Below are 18,638 nucleotides of genomic sequence, written 5' to 3' on the forward strand. Positions count from 1 at the left end.
GAGAAATGCTCACGGCGCAAACTCCCCATGGCGTTGACACCAACTGTGACCGCTTTTGGCGGGCGGCCGGGATGACTTCGATGACCGAGATGAGGCGCGAAGCGGCCGTTCCCATACGTTGCCGCAATGCAACAAGGCCCCTCGGGGCCTTGCGCATCACCTCAATAGACGCGCTCTGCCCGCCCCTCACTTCCCCATCAGCTGCTTGGCATTCTCGGCCGTGATCGCGGTGGTCTCCACCGTCACCGTCTTGTCCACCTCGGTCGCGCAATCGAGCAGGATCTTTTTCGACATCTCGATCGCTTCCTTGGCGCCCGTCGGGTAGGTGAAGGTTGCGACCCAGTCGCCCTTGGCCACCGCCTCGATGCCGCCAGCCGGGCCCGGCAGGCCGTCTGTGCCGATGATCTTGACGTCCTTGCCCGCCCCCTTGGCGGCGAGCAGCGCGCCGGCGGCCATCATGTCGTTGGAGGCGTAGAGCACCTTGATGTCGGGGTGCGCCTGCAGCATGGCGGCGAAGGCGACTTGCGCCTTGTCCGGCACCCAGTCGGCGGCCTGCTCGGCGACGATCTGGACCTTCGGGTTGCCTTTCACGCCTTCCTTGAAGCCGTTGAGGCGCTCCACCGCCGGCGTCGAGCTCGGCAGGCCTTGCAGCACCGCCGCCTCGCCGCCATCGGGCAGCAGCGTCTTGGCGGTGTACTTTCCGGCTTCCTCGGCGATCTTGAAATTGTCGCCGCCGATGAAGGCGGTGTAGTCCTTGCCGGGGTCGCCGACCGTCTTGCGGTCAAGCTCGATGACCGGGATGCCGGCATCCATGGCGCGCTTCACCGCCGGCGTCAGCGGTGCGGCCTCGAAGGGCGAGATCAAAAGGATATCGACCTTCTGGGTGATGAAATTGTCGACCTGCGAGGTCTGCGTGTTGACGTTGCCGGCGCCGTCGGCGATCTGCAGCGTGAAGCCGGGCACTTCCTTGGCCGCCGCCTCAAGCTCGTCATTGACGTGCTGGCGGTAGGGCTCGGCATTGTTGGCCTGCGAAAAGCCGATGACGAACTGGCCGTCCTTGGCGCAGGCTTTCACCAGCGGCTCGGCGGCGTAAGCGGAGCCTGCAATGCACAGGCCAGCGCCTGCCAGCAGGACGGCCTTGAGGGTCGATCCTCTTAGTGTCGTTTTCATAACTCACTCTCCTCCTCGTCTGGCCGGGGGGCCAGACCTTGGTTTGACGTTCACGTGTTGCCGTCTCCTCCTTGTTTGTTGGTGCATGTCGTCATCGCAAAACCTTTTGCGCGACATGCACTAACGACCCAACCCCTCGCGGCGGCGAACGAGGGATTGAAGCACTGCCGCCAGCACGATGATCGCGGCGGTCGCGAGCAGCTGCATGGCGGGCGTGATGTTGTTGAGCTGCAGGATGTTGGCGAGCGCGCCAAGCATGATGGTTCCGGCGACGGTGCCGACCATCGAGCCGGCGCCGCCGAACAGGCTGGTACCGCCGATGACCACGGCGGCGATGGCCGTCAGCTCATAGCCCATGCCGTCATTGGCGCTGCCGAAATTGAACTGGCCGGCATGGACGATGCCTGCGAGTGCAGCGGCAAAGCCGGTGATGGCATAGACCGATATCTTCACCATCGAGACCGGCACGCCGGATATGCGCGCGGCGCGCTCATTGCCGCCGACGGCAAAAACATAGCGGCCGAAGCGCGTGGTGTTGAGCACGATGGTGGCGATCGCGGCAAAGACGACGAACACAAGCGTTGCCACCGGCACGGTGTTGTTGAACAGCCGCTCGCCCAGCACGGCGAACACCGGCGGCGCCAAGCCCGGCCCTTCGCCGTAGGAAATGTTGATGTACTGGTTGCCGGAGACGACCAGCGCCAGCCCGCGCGCGGCCTGCAGGCCAGCCAGCGTGACGATGAACGGCTCCAGCCGGAAGCGCGTCGAGATGGTGCCCTGGATGGCGCCGAAGACGATGCCCAAAGCGAGCACGGCGAGGATGGTGGGGATCAGGCCGAAGCCGCCGGAGATCATCATCGATGCGGTGACGACGCTGGACAGGCCAAGCACCGCGCCGACCGAGAGGTCGATGCCGGCGGTGATGATGACGAAGGTCATGCCGATGGCGATGATGCCGGTCTCCGACACGGCGCGCACGATGTTGGCGATGTTGTCGGGGTTGAGGAACAGGATCTCGCCATGGCGGCGCGGCGAGAAGATGATGCCGCCGATCGCCACCAGCACGAGGCCGATCAGGCTCTGGAAGCGCACGATGAGCGCCAGCGGGTCGCGATGCTTTTGAGGCGCCGCCGTCACCGGGCTCGCTGCCACTGGATTGTTGTCCTGAGACATCAGGCCTCCCTGCCGTTAGCCGCGGCCAGCACCGTGTGCTCGTCGACGCCGCCCATGAATTCCGCCACATTGCGCCCCTGGCGCAGCACCACGATGCGGTCGCACAGACCGATCAGCTCCGGCATCTCGCTGGACGCCACCAGAATGCCGAGCCCTTGCGCGGCGAGTGCCCTGAGCCGCTGGTAGATCTCGCCCTTGGCGCCGACATCGACGCCGCGTGTCGGCTCGTCGAGAAGCAACAGGCGCGGATTGCCGAGGATCTCCTTGGCCAGCACCACCTTCTGCTGGTTGCCGCCAGACAGCGCGCCGACGGCGATATCGGGGTTCTTCGGGCGGATATCGAACTGACCGAAGGATTCCTTCACGGCCTCGGCCTGGCGGCGCGGCGAGACCAGCCAGTTCGGCGAGATCCTGGATATGACCGACATCACTAGATTGAGGCCGACCGCCATGCGCAGCATCAGGCCCGAGCCCCTGCGATCGTCGGTGACGAAGGCGATGCCGGCGTGGCGGGCAGCGCTGATCGAATCCAATTTTACCGGGCGGCCTGATATGGCGACCTCGCCCTCCCAGCGGCCGGACAGGCCGGTGCCGTAGAGCGCGGACAAGAGCTCGGTGCGCCCGGCCCCCATGATGCCGGCAAGACCGACGATCTCGCCTTCATGGACATCGAGCGAAACGCCTTGCGGCGCCTGCCAGCCGGCGCTGTCGCGGGCGAGTTTGAAGCTGGCGTTCCTCAGGCTGAGCAGCGGCTTGCCCGCCGCTTTGGCGCGTTGGGGATAGAGCTCGTCCAAGGGCCGTCCGACCAGCAGCCTGACCAGCTCGGCCTGCGGCGCGTGCGGCTCGGTGATGCCGGCAACACGGCCGTCGCGCATCACAGTCACGCGGTCGGCAATGCCTGGCACTTCCTCCAGCCGGTGCGAGATGTAGACGATGCCGACGCCGGTGGCGGCGAGCTTGCGCATGATGTCGAACAGCCGCTCGACTTCGCCGACGGTGAGTGCGGCCGTCGGCTCGTCCATGATCAGCACGCGCGAGGCGTAAGACAGCGCCTTGACGATCGCGACCACCTGGCGCTGGCCGATCGACAGATCGGCCACCATGGCAGCCGGATCGATGGCGATCTCGATCGCCTCCAGCCGCTTCTTGGCCTCGCGGCGCATTGCCGGCACGTCGAGGAAGCCGCCCGGACGCATCAGTTCGCGGCCGAGGAACAGGTTGGCCGCGACATCCAGCGACGGCACCAGGTCGAGCTCCTGGAAGATGGTGGCGATGCCGGCCGCTTGCGCCTCACGCGGGTTGTTGAAACGCACGGGTTTGCCGTCGATCTCGATGGTGCCTTCGTCCGGCGTGTAGACGCCCGACAAAAGGTTCATCAGCGTCGACTTGCCGGCGCCGTTTTCGCCGAGCAGCGCATGGATTTCGCCGGCCTTGAGATCGAAGTCGACGCCACGCAGCGCCTGCACACCGCCGAAGCGTTTGACGGCGCCGGTCATCACCAGCAGCGGCGCGGTCATGTTAGCCTCGTGTGGGTCGGCCTCCCGCAGGAGGCGCGCGCCCGCAGCGTCGCCTGCAGCCGCACCGAACGTGGCTCTGAACCGGTCGCCGCGATGCGGGCGCTGAGCAGGGCTGCCGCCTGCCTGCCTATCTCGGTGCAGGGCTGGGCAACCAGCGTCAGGCGCGGTTCGAAACAATCGGCCCATTCGAAATCGTCGAAGCCGGCCAGCGACAGATCGCCCGGAATGGTGAGGCCCTTTTCGCGGATGGCGCGGACGGCTCCGATCGTCGTCATGTTGTTGCCGGTGACCAATGCGGTTGGTGGCGACGGCAGCGACAGGATGGCGTGGGTGGATGCGGTCGCCGCCGCCGTGTCGACATTCTCGGCCGAGAGATAGCGCGGCACGCACTCAAGTCCATTGGCGGCGAGCGAAGCCTGGAACGCCTCGATGCGCTCGCGCGTCGTCGTCAGGCCGGGCTGTCCGGCGATATAGCCGATGCGCTTGTGGCCGAAGGAGGCGACATGGTCGATCAGCGCGCGCATCGACGTTTCGTTCTCGACGCCGATCTGGTCGAAGCGCTCGTCGGCGAAACGGTCGATCAGAACGCATGGCATCTTCTTGTCGGCGAGATAGTCGATGGCGCGCTGCGGCGAGCCCGACGGCGCCAGGATGACGCCGTCGACGCGGCGCTGATGGAAAGCGCGCACCACCTGCAGCTCGCGGTCGGGATCTTCCTGGGTGTCCGACAGGAAGACCATCAGCCCGAGCCGCGCGCATTCGGCCTCGACCGCGCAGATGATGTCGGTGAAATAAGGGTTGGAGATCGCCGAGATCGCCAGGCCGACGCTGTTGGTGGTCGAGGCCTTCAGCGAGCGCGCCAGCTCGTTGGGCTGGTAGCCCATGGCGGCAATGGCGTCGTTGATCAGCCTCGCCTTTTCCAGCGAAACGAAGCGCGTGTTGTTGACGACATGCGAGACGGTCGACACCGACACGCCGGCGCGCCGCGCCACTTCAGCCATTGTCGGCAAGACATATCAGCGCCTGCAAGCGCTCCTCCCTTTTGCGTTTCCCGTCCGCTCTGATGGCGGATTTTAAGGGAGCTTAGGGCGATCGAAACGTTTGCGCAATCGATTCGATGCAAATTTTTAGCGGGGCTTATCTCCCCCCTCGAGGGGGAGGATGTCGCCGAAGGCGACAGAGGGGGTCGCCGCGCGTGAGGCGCCAACCTTCCATCTGCAGCAAGGACGTCGAGCCCAGTCGCACCGACCCCCTCTGGCCTGCTGGCCATCTCCCCCTCAAGGGGGGAGATTCGCAGTTTCAGCAAACTCGGCCACCAGCCCCTCATACGCCTCGAAGGCCGGCAGCGCCTCGTAACTATGCACCGCCGGCGTCGTCGCCCAGGGCAGTTTCTCGCTGGTCCATGTCTCGATGAACGGCGTGAACCAGCCGGGCTCGTCAAGCATGGTGGGGCGCAGATTGACGAACCAGTCGAGCCCTTCGGGGCGCGTGAACATCCAGCTCATGCAATAAGGGCAGAAGTAATGACGCGAGGCGCCGTGCAGCCCGCCGATCACCGGCTCGCCTTGCATGATTTCGAAGCCGTCCGAGGGAATGGCGGCGCTCAGTGAATAGGCGCTGGCCGACATGCGCTGGCAGCCGATGCAATGGCAAGCCATGGTCAAAAGCGGTTTTGCGGAAATCTTTAGCCGCACACGTCCGCAGCGGCATCCGCCTTCGGCCGGCAATTTCAGGGTTGGCACGGCAGTCTCCCACTCTTCGAAGCGCGGTGCTTCAGTCGCCGGTCAGCGCCTTCGTCGTCACCAGCGTGACGCCGGCATCGGTGAAGTCCGCATTGTACCGGGCGATGATCTCGGTCGCGGTTTCGCCTTCAGTGTCCAGCGTCGAGTGCGCATCGGAAACGACAGTGACGCCGAAGCCTTCGGCCAGGGCGCCCTCAACGGTGCCGGCGATGCAGAAATCGGTTTGCGCTCCGGCAAGCACGACTTCGCCGACCCCTTGCCCGGCCACCCAGGCGCCAAGCTCGGCATTCGAGAAGGCGTTGCGGACGGTCTTGGAGAATGTCGGCTCGTCCTTGGCCTGGCCGAGTTCCGGCCATACCGGCCAACCCGGCTCGCCGGGCGCCAGCGGATCGCCGGCCGGCCCGTCATGCCTGACGAAAGCAACCTTGCGCCCCTCGCGCCGCGCCCAGTCGATCAGCGAGCAGGTACGCTCGGCTATGCCAGGCGCATCGTGGATCGGCGGCTCGACGCGGCCGTCGAACATGTTGGTCTGGAGGTCGATGACGATGAGGGGAGCGAGGTTTGGCATGGCGCGAAGATAACGCGGGCGATGGGAGGGTCAAGACGGCGAAGCTGCTGATCTCCCCCTTGGGGAGATTACATGTACCTCACCCGATTCCACCCGCGACCACGTAAGCACCAGCCGTGCGTCCATCCTCCAGCCGGATGACGGCCGTAACGATCGAGCCGTAAGCGCCTCGCCACACACTGTGCATTCTTTCGTGCTCGCCGGCGGGCACCAGGATGCGACCGTGAAAGCTTGTGCCGCTGCGCCGCAGAGCGACCGGTTCGCCATTGACGTGAACCTTGACGCCAGCGGTCTCCGCATCGAGTTCAACCGTCACGGCGATCTCGGCCTGGTCTCCTCGCCGCGTCGTCTCGGCAACAAGCGTAAGCCTCGGCGCCGGCGCATCGCTGGCCCGCAATCCACCAGGCCGCCCCGCAAACGCATCGTCCGGCAATTCCGGCGTGCGCGGCGGGCTGGTGCGGCGTTGGGTGGCGCGCTCGTAATCGCCGGCTAGCCGCAGCAACTCCGCATCATCATAGGCCTTGCCCGCAAAGGTCAGCCCGACCGGCATGCCGATATCGGCCATCGTTCCCATAGGCACGGTGACGGTCGGAATGCCGAGATGACGCCACACCAGATTGCCATTGGCGACCCAGGTGCCGTTGCGCCAGGCGATTTCTGCAGAGGTCTGGTTGACGTCGGCATCGGCCGGGCCGACATCGGCGACCGCCGGCAGCACGACGGCGTCGAGCCTGTGCTCGTCCAGCCAGTCCTCGAAGTCGATGCGCCGCGTCGCCTCCAATCCCTTCAGACCTTCCGCCAGCCTTGGAATATCCAGCAATGGCGTCACGCCCTGTTTGGCGCGTGTGACATAGTCCGCCAGATCGAAACCGTCGTCGCCATAGCGGTCCGGCAGCGCGCCCGGCGGCCGCGGGAAGATTTTTGGCCCGTCGACCGTGGCCAGGTCGGGGATGGCCGGGTCGGCATTTGCGCGCAGGAAATCGTCCCAGCCCCAGATGCAGAGATCCCAGATTTCGCGCTCGGCGAATGCTTCCGGCACCAGCCCGCGTTCGACCATGGTTTTTGTGCCCGGACGGTCGCGCTCATAGTTCGAGACGACGGGGAAATCGACCTCGACCACCTCCGCGCCGAGCTTTTCCAAGTCACGCGCTGCCTGCCGCCAGAGGTCGAGCACCGAGGCGCGGGTCTCGATGGGTTTGAGCGCGCCGCCGTCGCGGCCGATATACATTTTCGGCACGCCGAGGCGTTTGCCTTTCAACGAGCACTCCAAGGCGAGTGTAGTGTAGCTTGGCGGCCTGAGATCAGCGCTTTTCGCGATCGACACCCAGGGCTGCGCGCGCCAGAAATCGCCGCGCGTCTCGGTATCGTCGGCGACGATCACGTCGAGCAGCTCCAGCATGTCGGCGATGCCGCGCGTGTGCGGCACCACCACATCCATGGTCGGCACCAGCGGCCAGTTGCCCCTGACCGAAATGACGCCGCGCGACGGCGTGTAGGCGACAAGTGCATTGTTGGACGCCGGCGCGCGGCCGGAAGACCATGTCTCCTCGCCCAGCCCGAAAGCGGCAAAGCTCGCAGCGGTCGCGGTGCCGGAACCGTTGGACGAGCCGGAAGCGAAGGCGGCGGTCAGGTAATCTGCATTGTAGGGGCTCTCGGCGCGGCCATAGACGCCACGCTGCATGCCGCCATTGGCCATAGGCGGCATGTTGGTCAGCCCGATCAGCACAGCACCACCGGCCCTCAGCCTGGCAATGGTGAAAGCGTCCTCGTTGGCGACGAGATGCTCGAAGGCGGGCGAGCCGGCGGCCACCGTCAGGCCCTTCACCTTATAGCTGTCCTTGGCGGTGTAGGGGATGCCGTCGAGCGGCCCGAGGGTGGCGCCATTGCGCCGCCGCAGGTCGGACGCCGCCGCCTCCTCGAACATTGCCGGGTTAAGCACCGGCACGGCATTGAGCGCAATGCCATGGCGGTCGTAGTGCGCGATGCGCCTGAAATACGCGCCGACCAGCTCGACGCTGGTGACGGTGCCGGCCTCCAGCGCGCGGCGCAGGTCGGCGATCGAGGCTTCGACGGGCTGGAGGTTGGGCATGGGGTTCTCGAGATGCAGCGGCAAATGAGTCTTCGCATCGTGCGATGCGAGTGTCACGCCGCAAACGAAAGGCGTGACGGCGACGCTTATGCACTCGGCTCACAGCATCTTGCTGTCGAGCTGGCCGTTTTCCTTCATCAGGTCGAGATAGGTCTTGGCTCCGGAACTGCCGTGGCCTGCCGCCTTGAAGAACCATTTGGCGGCTTCCTTGTAGTTTGGTTTCCCATCGACGCCGCGGTAGTAGAGCGAGCCCAGACTGAACTCGGCATCGACGCTGCCGGCCTTTGCGGCTTCCAGCCACCAGGACTCGGCAGCCTTGTCGTCTCTGGCAATGCCCACGCCGTTGGCCGAGGCATACGCTAAGGCGAGCTGGGCATCGACATTTCCCTGCCGCGCCGCCTTGAGCCACCAGCCCGCCGCATCCGCACTGCTTTGCGCAACGCCAGCACCCTCGGAATAGGCTGTGCCGAGCGCTTTCTGCGCGAATGCATTGCGCTGGTCGGCGGCTTTGCGCCAGAGCCTTGCCGCCTGAACGGGGTCCTTCGTTACTCCTAGACCATCCCAATACAGTCCACCGAGAGCGAACTGCGCAAGGTCATTGTCCTTGTCGGCAGCCTTGCTCAGCCACTCGAATGCCTGCCTTTCATCCTTCCCGACGCCCTGCCCGTCCCGATACACGACCCCGACATTATACTGCGCTACCACATGGCCTTGGACAGCAGCCTTCATCCACCATCGGAAGGCCAGATCATTGTCTTGCGCAACGCCGCGGCCCTGGCTGTAGAGGATACCAAGCATATATTGAGCGTCGGCGTTTCGCCCGTCGGACGCCTTTTGCGCCCAAGTCGCGGCCAACGCATCGTCCCGTCCCACGCCTTCGCCGAGCGAATACGCCCGGGCCAGATTGGCACCGGCTTCGGCATTCCCCGCTTCCGCGGCCTTGCGCCACCAATAGACCGCCTGCTCGGCGCTCTTCTCGACGCCTTGGCCCATCGAATAATATCCGCCCAGATTCGACTGGGCGAACACAAAGCCCTGATTGGCGGCTTTGCTCATCCACGCAAACGCCTGGCCGTCGTCCCTAGGGGTACCTTTTCCCTGGCCATAAGCGGCCGCCACCGCGTATTGCGCTTCTGTCAGACCGGTGGTTGCGGCCTTCATCCACCACCCGAACGCAAGGCGGTCATCCTGCTCAACGCCGTGGCCCCGCGAGTACAAAGTGCCCAGCAAAGCCTGGGCATTCGGCTCACCCAGATCGGCTGCCTTTTTCACCCACACTATGGCGGCCTTATCATCCTTCTTGACGCCTTGGTTAAGATAGTAGGCGCGTCCGAGACAGAAAGCGGCCTCCAGGCTTCCTTGGTCAGCCGCCTTGCGCCACCATGAGGCAGCCTGCTCGAAGCTTTGCGCAACACCCCGACCCTGCGCATACAGGACGCCGAGGGCGTACTGAGCGTTCGCATTGCCCTTGTCGGCTGATTGCCTGGAAAACTTCAACGCCAGTTGATCGTTTCTTTCGACCCCTTGGCCATTTAAATAGACTTGGCCGAGAGAATATTCAGCCTCCCCGCTCCCCTGATCGGCCGCCTTGCGCCACCAATAGAGCGCCTGCTCATAACTTTGCGCGACCCCTTGGCCCTGCCAGTACAACACGCCGAGCTGGTACTGCCCATTCATGTTGTCTTTATCGGCGGCCTTTCGTGAGAAACTCTCGGCAAGCCGACTGTCCTTTTCAACGCCCCTGCCCATAAGGTAGGCCTGACCCAGTGCTGCTATGGCTTCCGCATTGCCGCCATCGGCGGATTTCTTCCACCAATACACCGCCTGGCTGTCGTTCTGAGCCACGCCCTCCCCGCGCCAGTACAGCGCACCAAGCTGGCCTTTTGCGTCAACATTGCCAGCGTCCGCCATGATCTTCATTTGACGGAATACCTCGGCATAATCCTTTGCCTGGAGAGCCGCTGCACCCTTTTGTGCCGCTGACCACTGCACATAGTAATTTCGGCCAGGCCCGAGCAGCACAAAAGCCGCCAGCAACACCAGAACGACGGTAAGGACCCCTCGGCGACGCGACGTGGGCGGGCTGTAGACAGGTGTATCCACTTTGGGCGCCCAGTCGTTGTTGCTCACGGTCCCCAATCCATTTGCAGCCACCAGTAATTCATAGCGCAAGCCAGGCTGTTCTGGAATATCCAAAGCATTTGATGTCGCTACTGCGCCGCGCCGGCAAAGAGGATCTCGCCATCGCCGCCAGCCGCCGGCCAATCCCTGATGGTGCGATCGTCGCCGCCGGTGAGCAGCGTGCCGTCGGTGGCGAAGGCAACGGCGTAGATCGGGCCGGTGCGGCTGTCGAACATGGCGGTCTGGCAGCCGGTGCCGACATCCCACAGCCGCGCCGTGCCGTCGAGCGAGCCGGAGGCCAAGCGCTTGCCGTCGGCCGACAGCGCCAGCGTATAGACGGTGCCTTCGTGACCCTCGAAGCGGCGCAATTCCCTAAACGTGTCGAGGTCCCAGAGCTTGATCGTGTAGTCGCCGCTGCCGGTGACGACATGATGGCCGTCGGCGGTGAAGACAGCGCCGTAAGTGCCCTGCTCGTGGCCGTGCCAGCTTCGCAATTGCTTGCCGCTTTCGACGTCCCAGAATTTCAGCGTGCCGTCGATGGAGCCGCTGAGCGCGCGCGTGCCGTCGGGCGAGATTGCGACCGTGCTGATCGGCCAGTCATGTCCGGTCATCACATGCAGCACCGATTTGTTGACGAGATCCCAGACGATGACGTTGCCGGTGTCGTGGCCACTGACGGCGCGCTTGCCGTCCGGGCTGATCGCCAGCTTGCGCACGCCGCCATTCGCGCCCGACGAGAAGACATGCAGCACCGCGCCGTCGGCAAGCTTTCGCAGCACGATCTCGCCATCGTCGCCGGCGGTCAGCGCGGTTGCGCCGTCGGGCATGAACAGCGCCGTGCGCGCCATGTCCTTGTGTTCACCAAGGTTGCGGATCAGCCGCTTGCCGGCGATGTCCCAGAGCTTGATCATATGGTCGGTGCTGGCGCTCATGATGTCGCGGCCATCGGCCGAGACGGCGAGCCAGACGACGGCGTCGCGATGGCCGTCGGGCTCGGTCGGCAGCGCCGGCGGAGGCGGCGGCAACGGCGCGACGGTTTGCGGTGGCGGTGTCGCCGGAGCGAGTGCGACTTGTGGCGGCCGAGGGGGAGCAGTTGGAGGCGTAGGCTGCGCCGGTTCCGGCGGTTTGGCAGCCTGCTCAGGCGGGGTTGGCTCGGGAGGCGTGGCGAGCGGCGGCGAACTCGGTGGAACCGCCGGCGTCGCCAGGTCCGGTGGGACGCCGGCGATATCCTGGCCCTTCGGCTCGGCTTTGGGCTCTCTCGGGGCGACGACCTCAGCGCCCGGGCCGGCGTCACGCGCCCAAGGGAAGTGGTCGGCCAGCAGCGCCAACACGGCGAGCACCGGCAACATGAGGAAGGCGCGCCGCCAGCCCGGGCGACCCTTGGATTCCATCTCAGCGTCGCGGCCAAAAAGCGGCGTTCCAGCAGGCTGGCTTCGCCGACCCGGCAGCAGTCCGGCCCAGAACAACAGGGCGCCAAGCAGGCAAAGCCCGCCGACGGTCAGGAACACCACCGGTCGCAGCGTGGCTGGGCCGTGCAGCATGTGGTCGATCCCGCTCCAGCTGAAATCTCTGTCGCCGAGCAGCAGATACGCCCGCACCAGACAAGCCAAAGCGGCCGCCAGCAGCGGAAGCGCAAACAGCCTTTCGGCCAACCTGTCCATCGGACTCCCCCTCCGGTGCCGCACCTTGCTCATCATGCGGCCGCCGCAGCGAAACAAATAGCGCAAAACTGCGCCCACGAAAGTGGGCGCGATCACGCGGCCAAATTCACTTCAATTCGACCCATACCGGCGCGTGGTCGCTGGCGCCGTCCTCACCTCTGACATCGCGGTCGATGCCGGCAGCGGTGAGGCGGCGCGCCAGTTTCTTCGACAGCAAGATGTGGTCGAGCCGCAGCCCGGCATCGCGCGGCCAGCGGTTGCGGCGATAATCCCAGAATGTGTAGAGCGTTTCCTTCGGATGCTTCTTGCGGAGCGCATCGGTCCAGCCCTGCTCGAGCAGACGCTGGAACGACGCCCGGCTTTCCGGCTGCACCAGCGCGTTGTCGTCATAGGAGCGGGTGGCGTAGATGTCGCGCGGCTCGGGCACGATGTTGTAGTCGCCGACCAGCGCCACCGGCAGGCCGGTGTCGAACAGTTCTGCGGCATGCGCCTCCAGCCGCGCGTGCCACGCCAGCTTGTACTGGAATTTCGGCCCCGGCTGCGGGTTACCGTTGGGCGCGTAGAGACAGGCGATGACGACGCCCGACACCGCCGCCTCGATGTAGCGGCTCTGCTTGTCGGCGGTATCGCCGGGCAGTTCGTCACGGGTCAGCACCGGCTCGGCTCCTCGCGCCAGTATGGCTACGCCGTTCCAGGTCGGCTCGCCCTTCCACACCGCGCCATAGCCGGCGTCGGCCAGTGCCGTGCGCGGAAACTGCAGGTCGCGCGCCTTCAGCTCCTGCAGGCAGACGACATCGGGCTTGGCTGCCGCCAGCCACGCCAGCAGGTTTTGCAGCCGGCTGTTGACGTTGTTGATATTGAAGGTGGCGATTTTCATTTGGCGATCAGGAAACGATCCGCCCTGTCCACGCCTTCACCGTCCCGGCCAGCGTCTTCAAATGATCGGCGGTCGAAAACCCCGACACGCTCTTGCGCGGCTTCAGGTCGTGGTCGCCATCCTCCAGCCAGATCACCTCGATGGCTTTGGAAAGGCCGTAGGTCGCGACCTCTTCTTTCGTGCCGAACTCGTCGCGGGTGCCCTGGAAGATCAGCGTCGGCGTCTTGAGGTCGGCGAGATGTTTTGTCCTGAGTTGCTCGGGCTTGGCCGGCGGATGAAAGGGATAGCCGAGGCAGACGAGGCCCGAAATCTCGCCCTTGGCGAACATCTCGTCGGCGACCATCGAGGCGACGCGCCCGCCCATCGACTTGCCGCCGATGATGAGCGGACCAGCGACGCCCCTCGCCCTCAGATCGGCGATGGCCTTGATGTATTCCGGGTTGACCGTCTCGGCGCGCGGCGGCGGCTTGCGCTGGCCATAGCGTCGCGCCGCCATATAGTGGAATTCGAAGCGCGCAACCTGGAAGCCGGCTGTGGCGAGCGCCTTGGCGGTGTCGGTCATCGAGGGGGAATCCATCGACGCGCCGGCGCCGTGGGCCAGCAGGATGGTGAGGGGGGCTGTGTCAAAGCCGTCGAAGAGGAAGGTGGTCATGGGGTGCGCTGCCGGTAAAGGCCGAGTTCCTTCGCCCCCCCTCTGTCCTGCCGGACATCTCCCCCTCAAGGGGGGAGATTGGCAGTTTCAGCGCCTCACGGACCTCGCGACGATAGCGATTGGCGAAAGCGATGGCGACACCCAATCTCCCCCCTTGAGGGGGAGATGGCCGGCAGGCCAGAGGGGGGTGCTCGCGCGCCAACATCTCACCCCGCCGTCCGCGCCAGCTGCAGATCGACGAACTGTATCCCCTTTTGCGCAGTGCGCGCCCATTCGCTGTCAGCATCGAGTTCGAGATAGCGCACCCAGTGGCGGCGGGCTTCGGTCAGATTGCCGGCGTCGAACTCCAGCCGGGCAAGGTTGAACACCGGATCGGCGTAGCTCTTGTCGAGCGCGATGGCCTTGACCAGATGCCGGCGCGCCGAGGCGATCTTGCCTTCGTCGCTCATCAGCCCGGCGAGGTTGAACCAGGCCTCGACGAACGCCGGATCGAGCTTGATCGCTCTTGCATAGTCATGCGCCGCGTCGGCCACGCGACCGGCGCCACGCAAGCAATTGGCGCGGTTGAACGCGGCGATGGCGTCGCTCGGATCGATGCTGAGGCAGCGTTGGTAGAGCGCCGCGGCATCGTCGTGCCGGCCCTCCTCTTCCGCGCTTTCAGCCTCGGCGAACAATTCTTCCAGCGTGTCGTCGCCGGCTGCGCTTGCGCTGCCGAGATCGAACAGCAGCTGGCCGTCGAGTTCGCTCTGGCCATCCTCGAGATAGATCTGATCGGGCCGGCCATGCTGCGAGCCGACATTGAGCGATTTGGCGGTGAGCGAAGCGACCGGACCGGAGCGATGCACGGAGCGCGCGATCGCGCCCCAGGATGCACCGCCGGCGACCAGCCCGGCATATTTGCGGGCAAGGATCAGATCGCGGAACGAGTAGGGTTCACAATCGTGCTCGAAGGCGTCAAACAGGCTGAGCAGGTCGAGGTCGGCACCGGACAGTCTGGACTGGTCGACGAGAGACTGCCTGGACAGCGAAGACGCCTCCGGCGTCTTCATCAGACCAAGCAGGCGCAGGAAGCCATTTTCGCTAAGGAGTGTTCGGCCAGCGGAGCCCTCGGCTGCAACCCGGCGCTCGATCTCGGCATCGCCGCCCTTCGCCGTGCCGGCCTTGGCGATCAGCGTTCGGCCGAACACAACATGGCTGGTGCGCCTGGTGACGCCGCGCCGCAACTGGCCGTGCTGACGCTCCACCTCACGGGCCGCGAGCCGCAGCGGAAATGCCGCCAGCGCGCCGATGGCGCCGAAGACGGCGCCCGGGATTATACCGGTCGGCGCCGTCACCCCTTGCTCTTGCCGACGGCCTTGAGCAGATTGGCCTTCAACGGGTTTTCCTTGGCCGCACCCGCCTTACCCTTGGCGGCAGGTTTTTCAGCGTCGTCGGCCTTGCTCTTCGACTTGGCCGGCGGCTTGGCTGATTGCGACAGGCTCGCCTTCAACGCGTCCATGAGGTTGATGACATTGCCACGCTCGGGCGCCGCCGCAATGATCGGCTTATGGCCCTTCAGTTTCTCGCGGATCATCGTCATCAGCGCGATCTCGTAGCGGTCCTCATAATTCTTCGGATCGAAGGTGGTTTCCTTCTGCTTGATCAGCGCTTCGGCCAATTGCAGCATTTCGGGATCCGGCTTGCCAGCCGGGATGTTGCCGAAATATTCAGCCGTGCCGCGCACTTCGTTCGGGTTCCTCAACGTACACACGAACATGCCGTTCTCGCGCGCGCCAATCGTCACCACGCGCTCGCGGCTGGACAGGACAAGGCGGGCAATGGCCAGCTTGCCGGATTTGCGCATTGCCTCGCGCAGCACGGCGAAGGTTTCCTCCGCCATGGCGCCATCCGGCGCCATGTAGTACGGCGAATCCTGATAAATGACGTCGACCTCGTCTTCGTCGACGAAGGCCTCGATGTTCATCGTGTGATTGGATTCGATGCGCACTGCTTCGAGGTCGGCCTCATCGATGATGATGTACTGCTTGTCCTCGTATTCGTAACCCTTGACCAAGTCCGCGCGCTCGACGAGGCCGAGTTCAGGGTCGACCGGCTTCATGTTGATGCGGTTGTGGGTCTTCTTGTGCAATTGGTTGAACGATATGCGCTCGCTGGTCGTCGTTGCCGGATAGAGCCGGACCGGACAGCTGACGAGGCTGAGCTTGAGGTAACCTTTCCAACTTGCCCTGGGCGCCATGATACTCTCCTACGCGGCCACGCACTGACATTTCAGACTGAGCATGATCTTATCCGAAAACCGGTTCCCACTTTTCGGGATCATGCTTACTGCAGCGCTTCGTCCAAAGGACGAATGGTGCTGCGGAAATCCTACACCGACCGCGCACGATACAGGCAAATCCCTAGCGAAATCTTCCAGTCGCCCTGAAGGTCCAAGGCCGAGAATAATTCAAATTGTCCGAAGCGTCGATGGACTTGGGTTCCTCGCTCCCATGAAATGGGGAGAAAAACCTTATTTGAAGGCCGGCAAATCCCTCGCGAAATCCTCCATGTCCGCCCAGGGGTCGCCCGAGGTCGCCAACAACCCCGGCAGCGAGGAATAGTTCAGATCCTGCGGCGCATCGATCGTCTCAAGGTCGCTCCAGCTCACCGGCGTCGACGCCGGCAGGTTGGTGCGGGCGCGCAGCGAATAAGGCGCCGCGGAGGTGTGGCCGCGCGCGTTGCGGTGATAGTCGATGAAGATGCGGCGCTTGCGGTTTTCCTTGCCCATTGTGGTGGTGAAAGTGTCGGGCGCGGTGGCCGCCAGGTGCGTGGAGATGGCGCTGGTCGCCTGGTGCAGCTTCTTCCAGTTCTGCTTTTGCGTCACCGGCACGGTTATGTGGATGCCGCTGCCGCCGGATGTCTTGGCGAACGGCACCAGGCCGAACCGCTCCAATTCGCCCTTGATGTGGACGGCGGCCTCGACCACCTCGCGCCAGGCGATGCCCTCACCCGGATCGAGATCGAAAACGATCTGGTCGGGCTTGTCGAGGCTCAAGCGATGCGTGCCCCAGGTGTGGAACTCAACGACGCCGAACTGCGCGAGTGCCAGATAGCCTTTTGCTCCCTCGACCGACAGATAGGATTTGGTTTCACCTTCGGAGTTGGTGGCGTCAAAAGTGACCACCGACGGCGGCATGCCGGTGAAGGCGTGGCGCTGGAAGAAACAGTCCTTCGGCAGGCCCGTCGGGCAGCGCACCAGAGACACCGGGCGGCCCATAATGTGCGGCAGCATGAAATCGCCGACCAGCGCGTAATAGACGGCGATGTCGAGTTTGGTCGGTCCGGTCTTGCCGAACAGCCGCCGCTCCGGATTGGTCACCCAGATGGTTGCGAGATCAGCTTCGGCGATCAGCCGCTTGCGCTTCGGCGACACCGGCGTCGACAGGCCGACATCGCGCAAGCCCCGAAACACACCGTGGCGCAGCGAATTGTCCGCCGTTCGGTTGGCGTAGTGGATGCGGGCCGACAGCATCGGCCGCACCCATTTCATCTCGCGCATGATCTCGCGCGGCACACCCTCGGGTGCTGTCGCGCCGTCGCGCAGCGGCTGCAGCCGGGCCAGCAAGTCGCCCGCCGTAGCGGCATCGAAGCCGGTGCCAACCTTGCCGCGATAGTGCAGTTCGCCATCCGCGAATTCAGCCATGCCGAGTGCCGCCAGTCCTTCGGCCGCGTCGGAAACGGTGTAGCCGGCGATGATGAAATCGCCGGTCTCCAGCGCCTTGACCTTGGTCCAGCTCTTCGTGCGGCCGCTCTGGTAGATGGCGTTGGCGCGCTTGGAGACGACGCCTTCCAGCCCAAGGATCGAGGCCTGATCGTACAGCCCCTGTCCGTCGCCTTCGACATGGTCGCTCAGCTGGATGGCGGAGTTGGCGCCCTGTCCGGCTAGCAGTTCGGCGAGCAGGGCCTTGCGCTTTGCGAGCGGCGCCTTGCGGAGGTCCCAGCCGTCGAGATGCAGCAGGTCGAAGGCATAGAAATGGAGCTTGCTGCCCGCACCCGCCGACAGCGCATCCTGGAGCAGCGCGAAACGCGAGATGCCCTTCTCGTCCAGCACCATGATCTCGCCGTCGATGATCGCCTGGCTGAGGGGCAGCCGGGCGAATGCCTGCGGCAGGTCGCCGTAACGCTTCGTCCAGTCGATGCCGCCGCGGGTGATCAGCCTGACCTCGCCATCGGCGATATGCGCCATGGTGCGGTAGCCGTCGAATTTTATTTCGTGCAGCCAGAGTTCACCTGTGTCTTCCACTGGCCCACCCGGTGGCTTCGGCACCTGCGTGGCGAGCTGCGGCTCGATGCGCGACGGCGGATCGCCCCTGGCCGCACCGGGCAGCGCGCCGGGTTTCAGCGCGCCGGGCTTGGGCGGCAGGCGGGCCGGCTTCTTCGGCGGCGCCACCAGCTCCTCGATCCGCTTGCCGGACTTCACGCTTTCCGGCCGCGCTTCCAGGATGTCGAGGCCGGTATCGGCGGCGAGATCGCGCTCCTTGAACAGCAGCCAGTTTTTCTTCTCGCTGTCTTCGCTGGGCTTGGGCTTCAGACGGGTCAGCATCCAGCCGCCATTCAACTTGTCGCCGGCCAGCCGGAACTTGAAGGCGCCGGTGCGCAGGCTCTTGTCGACATCGTCCATCGGCGCCCAGGTGCCGGTGTCCCAGACGATCATCGGCCCGCCGCCATATTCGCCTTCGGGAATGACGCCCTCGAAGTCGATATATTCGAGCGGATGGTCCTCGGTCTCGACTGCAAGCCGCTTGTCGGCCGGGTTGAGCGAGGGCCCGCGCGGCACCGCCCAGCTTTTCAGCACGCCGCCGACCTGCAGGCGCAAATCGTAATGGTCGGCGGTGGCGTGATGCTTGTGGACGACGAAGCGGTTGCCGTCGCCTGAAATGAGCCCGCCCGCCGGTTCCGGCGTCTTCGTAAATTCGCGCTTGGCGCGGTAGGCCTTGAGTTTTGGCGGGGTTGGCATGGGTCAGGCGGGAGCGGCGGCGGCGGACGAACCTTCCCTGCGCCGCGTTCCTGCACAGTGCTGTCCCGCCAA

The 18,638-nt window shown here is 64.9% G+C and carries 14 protein-coding genes; all 14 read right to left on the reverse strand.

Annotation, left to right across the window (positions count from 1 at the left end):
- Positions 1 to 186: 186 nt before the first annotated feature.
- Positions 187 to 1,170, reverse strand: a complete 984-nt coding sequence (locus X727_RS147770; RefSeq protein WP_023689831.1) for a substrate-binding domain-containing protein — start codon at positions 1,168 to 1,170, stop codon at positions 187 to 189.
- Positions 1,171 to 1,290: 120 nt separating this feature from the next.
- Positions 1,291 to 2,343 carry an ABC transporter permease gene (locus X727_RS147765; RefSeq protein WP_023671400.1) on the reverse strand — a complete coding sequence of 351 codons (1,053 nt, stop codon included), beginning with the start codon at positions 2,341 to 2,343 and terminating at the stop codon, positions 1,291 to 1,293.
- Positions 2,343 to 3,860 (reverse strand): sugar ABC transporter ATP-binding protein, encoded by a 1,518-nt coding sequence (locus X727_RS147760; RefSeq protein ID WP_023693773.1) that lies wholly within the window; start codon positions 3,858 to 3,860, stop codon positions 2,343 to 2,345. Before X727_RS147760 ends, X727_RS147765 begins: the two co-directional genes overlap by 1 nt.
- The gene (locus tag X727_RS147755; protein WP_023834496.1) at positions 3,857 to 4,870 is read right to left on the reverse strand and encodes a LacI family DNA-binding transcriptional regulator; all 1,014 of its coding nucleotides are present in this window, start codon (positions 4,868 to 4,870) and stop codon (positions 3,857 to 3,859) included. The genes X727_RS147760 and X727_RS147755 overlap by 4 nt, the downstream gene beginning before the upstream one ends.
- Positions 4,871 to 5,137: 267 nt before the next feature.
- Positions 5,138 to 5,602 (reverse strand): GFA family protein, encoded by a 465-nt coding sequence (locus tag X727_RS147750; RefSeq protein ID WP_023834497.1) that lies wholly within the window; start codon positions 5,600 to 5,602, stop codon positions 5,138 to 5,140.
- 31 nt (positions 5,603 to 5,633) lie between these two features.
- On the reverse strand, positions 5,634 to 6,170 hold the full coding sequence (locus tag X727_RS147745; RefSeq protein WP_023747809.1) for a cysteine hydrolase family protein: 537 nt from the start codon (positions 6,168 to 6,170) through the stop codon (positions 5,634 to 5,636).
- A 79-nt stretch (positions 6,171 to 6,249) separates the two neighbouring features.
- Positions 6,250 to 8,259, reverse strand: a complete 2,010-nt coding sequence (locus tag X727_RS147740; protein ID WP_023834498.1) for an amidase — start codon at positions 8,257 to 8,259, stop codon at positions 6,250 to 6,252.
- Between the two features lie 99 nt (positions 8,260 to 8,358).
- Positions 8,359 to 10,389, reverse strand: a complete 2,031-nt coding sequence (locus tag X727_RS147735; protein WP_155923582.1) for an SEL1-like repeat protein — start codon at positions 10,387 to 10,389, stop codon at positions 8,359 to 8,361.
- Positions 10,390 to 10,469: 80 nt separating this feature from the next.
- Positions 10,470 to 12,041: a WD40 repeat domain-containing protein gene (locus X727_RS1000000169625; protein ID WP_023834500.1), complete on the reverse strand. Its 1,572-nt coding sequence runs from the start codon at positions 12,039 to 12,041 to the stop codon at positions 10,470 to 10,472.
- A gap of 106 nt (positions 12,042 to 12,147) precedes the next feature.
- Positions 12,148 to 12,918 carry an exodeoxyribonuclease III gene (locus tag X727_RS147725; protein ID WP_023727066.1) on the reverse strand — a complete coding sequence of 257 codons (771 nt, stop codon included), beginning with the start codon at positions 12,916 to 12,918 and terminating at the stop codon, positions 12,148 to 12,150.
- Positions 12,919 to 12,925: 7 nt separating this feature from the next.
- Positions 12,926 to 13,570 (reverse strand): alpha/beta family hydrolase, encoded by a 645-nt coding sequence (locus X727_RS147720; protein ID WP_023834501.1) that lies wholly within the window; start codon positions 13,568 to 13,570, stop codon positions 12,926 to 12,928.
- A 206-nt stretch (positions 13,571 to 13,776) separates the two neighbouring features.
- Positions 13,777 to 14,904: a tetratricopeptide repeat protein gene (locus X727_RS147715; RefSeq protein WP_023834502.1), complete on the reverse strand. Its 1,128-nt coding sequence runs from the start codon at positions 14,902 to 14,904 to the stop codon at positions 13,777 to 13,779.
- Positions 14,901 to 15,806, reverse strand: coding sequence for a Ku protein (locus X727_RS147710; RefSeq protein WP_023673485.1), 906 nt, complete (start codon positions 15,804 to 15,806; stop codon positions 14,901 to 14,903). Before X727_RS147710 ends, X727_RS147715 begins: the two co-directional genes overlap by 4 nt.
- 273 nt (positions 15,807 to 16,079) lie before the next feature.
- Positions 16,080 to 18,566, reverse strand: a complete 2,487-nt coding sequence (gene ligD, locus X727_RS147705; protein WP_023673484.1) for a DNA ligase D — start codon at positions 18,564 to 18,566, stop codon at positions 16,080 to 16,082.
- Positions 18,567 to 18,638 lie beyond the last annotated feature (72 nt).

This window comes from Mesorhizobium sp. L103C105A0, assembly GCF_000502215.1.
In the GTDB taxonomy this organism is placed as follows: Bacteria; Pseudomonadota; Alphaproteobacteria; order Rhizobiales; family Rhizobiaceae; genus Mesorhizobium.

What these genes read in the sequence shown, in the direction of transcription:
- X727_RS147765 (WP_023671400.1), bottom strand. Translation starts at nt 2,343, where the DNA reads ATGTCTCAGGACAACAATCCAGTGGCAGCGAGCCCGGTGACGGCGGCG.
- X727_RS147720 (WP_023834501.1), bottom strand. Translation starts at nt 13,570, where the DNA reads ATGACCACCTTCCTCTTCGACGGCTTTGACACAGCCCCCCTCACCATC.
- X727_RS147770 (WP_023689831.1), bottom strand. Translation starts at nt 1,170, where the DNA reads ATGAAAACGACACTAAGAGGATCGACCCTCAAGGCCGTCCTGCTGGCA.
- X727_RS1000000169625 (WP_023834500.1), bottom strand. Translation starts at nt 12,041, where the DNA reads ATGGACAGGTTGGCCGAAAGGCTGTTTGCGCTTCCGCTGCTGGCGGCC.
- X727_RS147760 (WP_023693773.1), bottom strand. Translation starts at nt 3,860, where the DNA reads ATGACCGCGCCGCTGCTGGTGATGACCGGCGCCGTCAAACGCTTCGGC.
- X727_RS147725 (WP_023727066.1), bottom strand. Translation starts at nt 12,918, where the DNA reads ATGAAAATCGCCACCTTCAATATCAACAACGTCAACAGCCGGCTGCAA.
- ligD (WP_023673484.1), bottom strand. Translation starts at nt 18,566, where the DNA reads ATGCCAACCCCGCCAAAACTCAAGGCCTACCGCGCCAAGCGCGAATTT.
- X727_RS147740 (WP_023834498.1), bottom strand. Translation starts at nt 8,259, where the DNA reads ATGCCCAACCTCCAGCCCGTCGAAGCCTCGATCGCCGACCTGCGCCGC.
- X727_RS147710 (WP_023673485.1), bottom strand. Translation starts at nt 15,806, where the DNA reads ATGGCGCCCAGGGCAAGTTGGAAAGGTTACCTCAAGCTCAGCCTCGTC.
- X727_RS147745 (WP_023747809.1), bottom strand. Translation starts at nt 6,170, where the DNA reads ATGCCAAACCTCGCTCCCCTCATCGTCATCGACCTCCAGACCAACATG.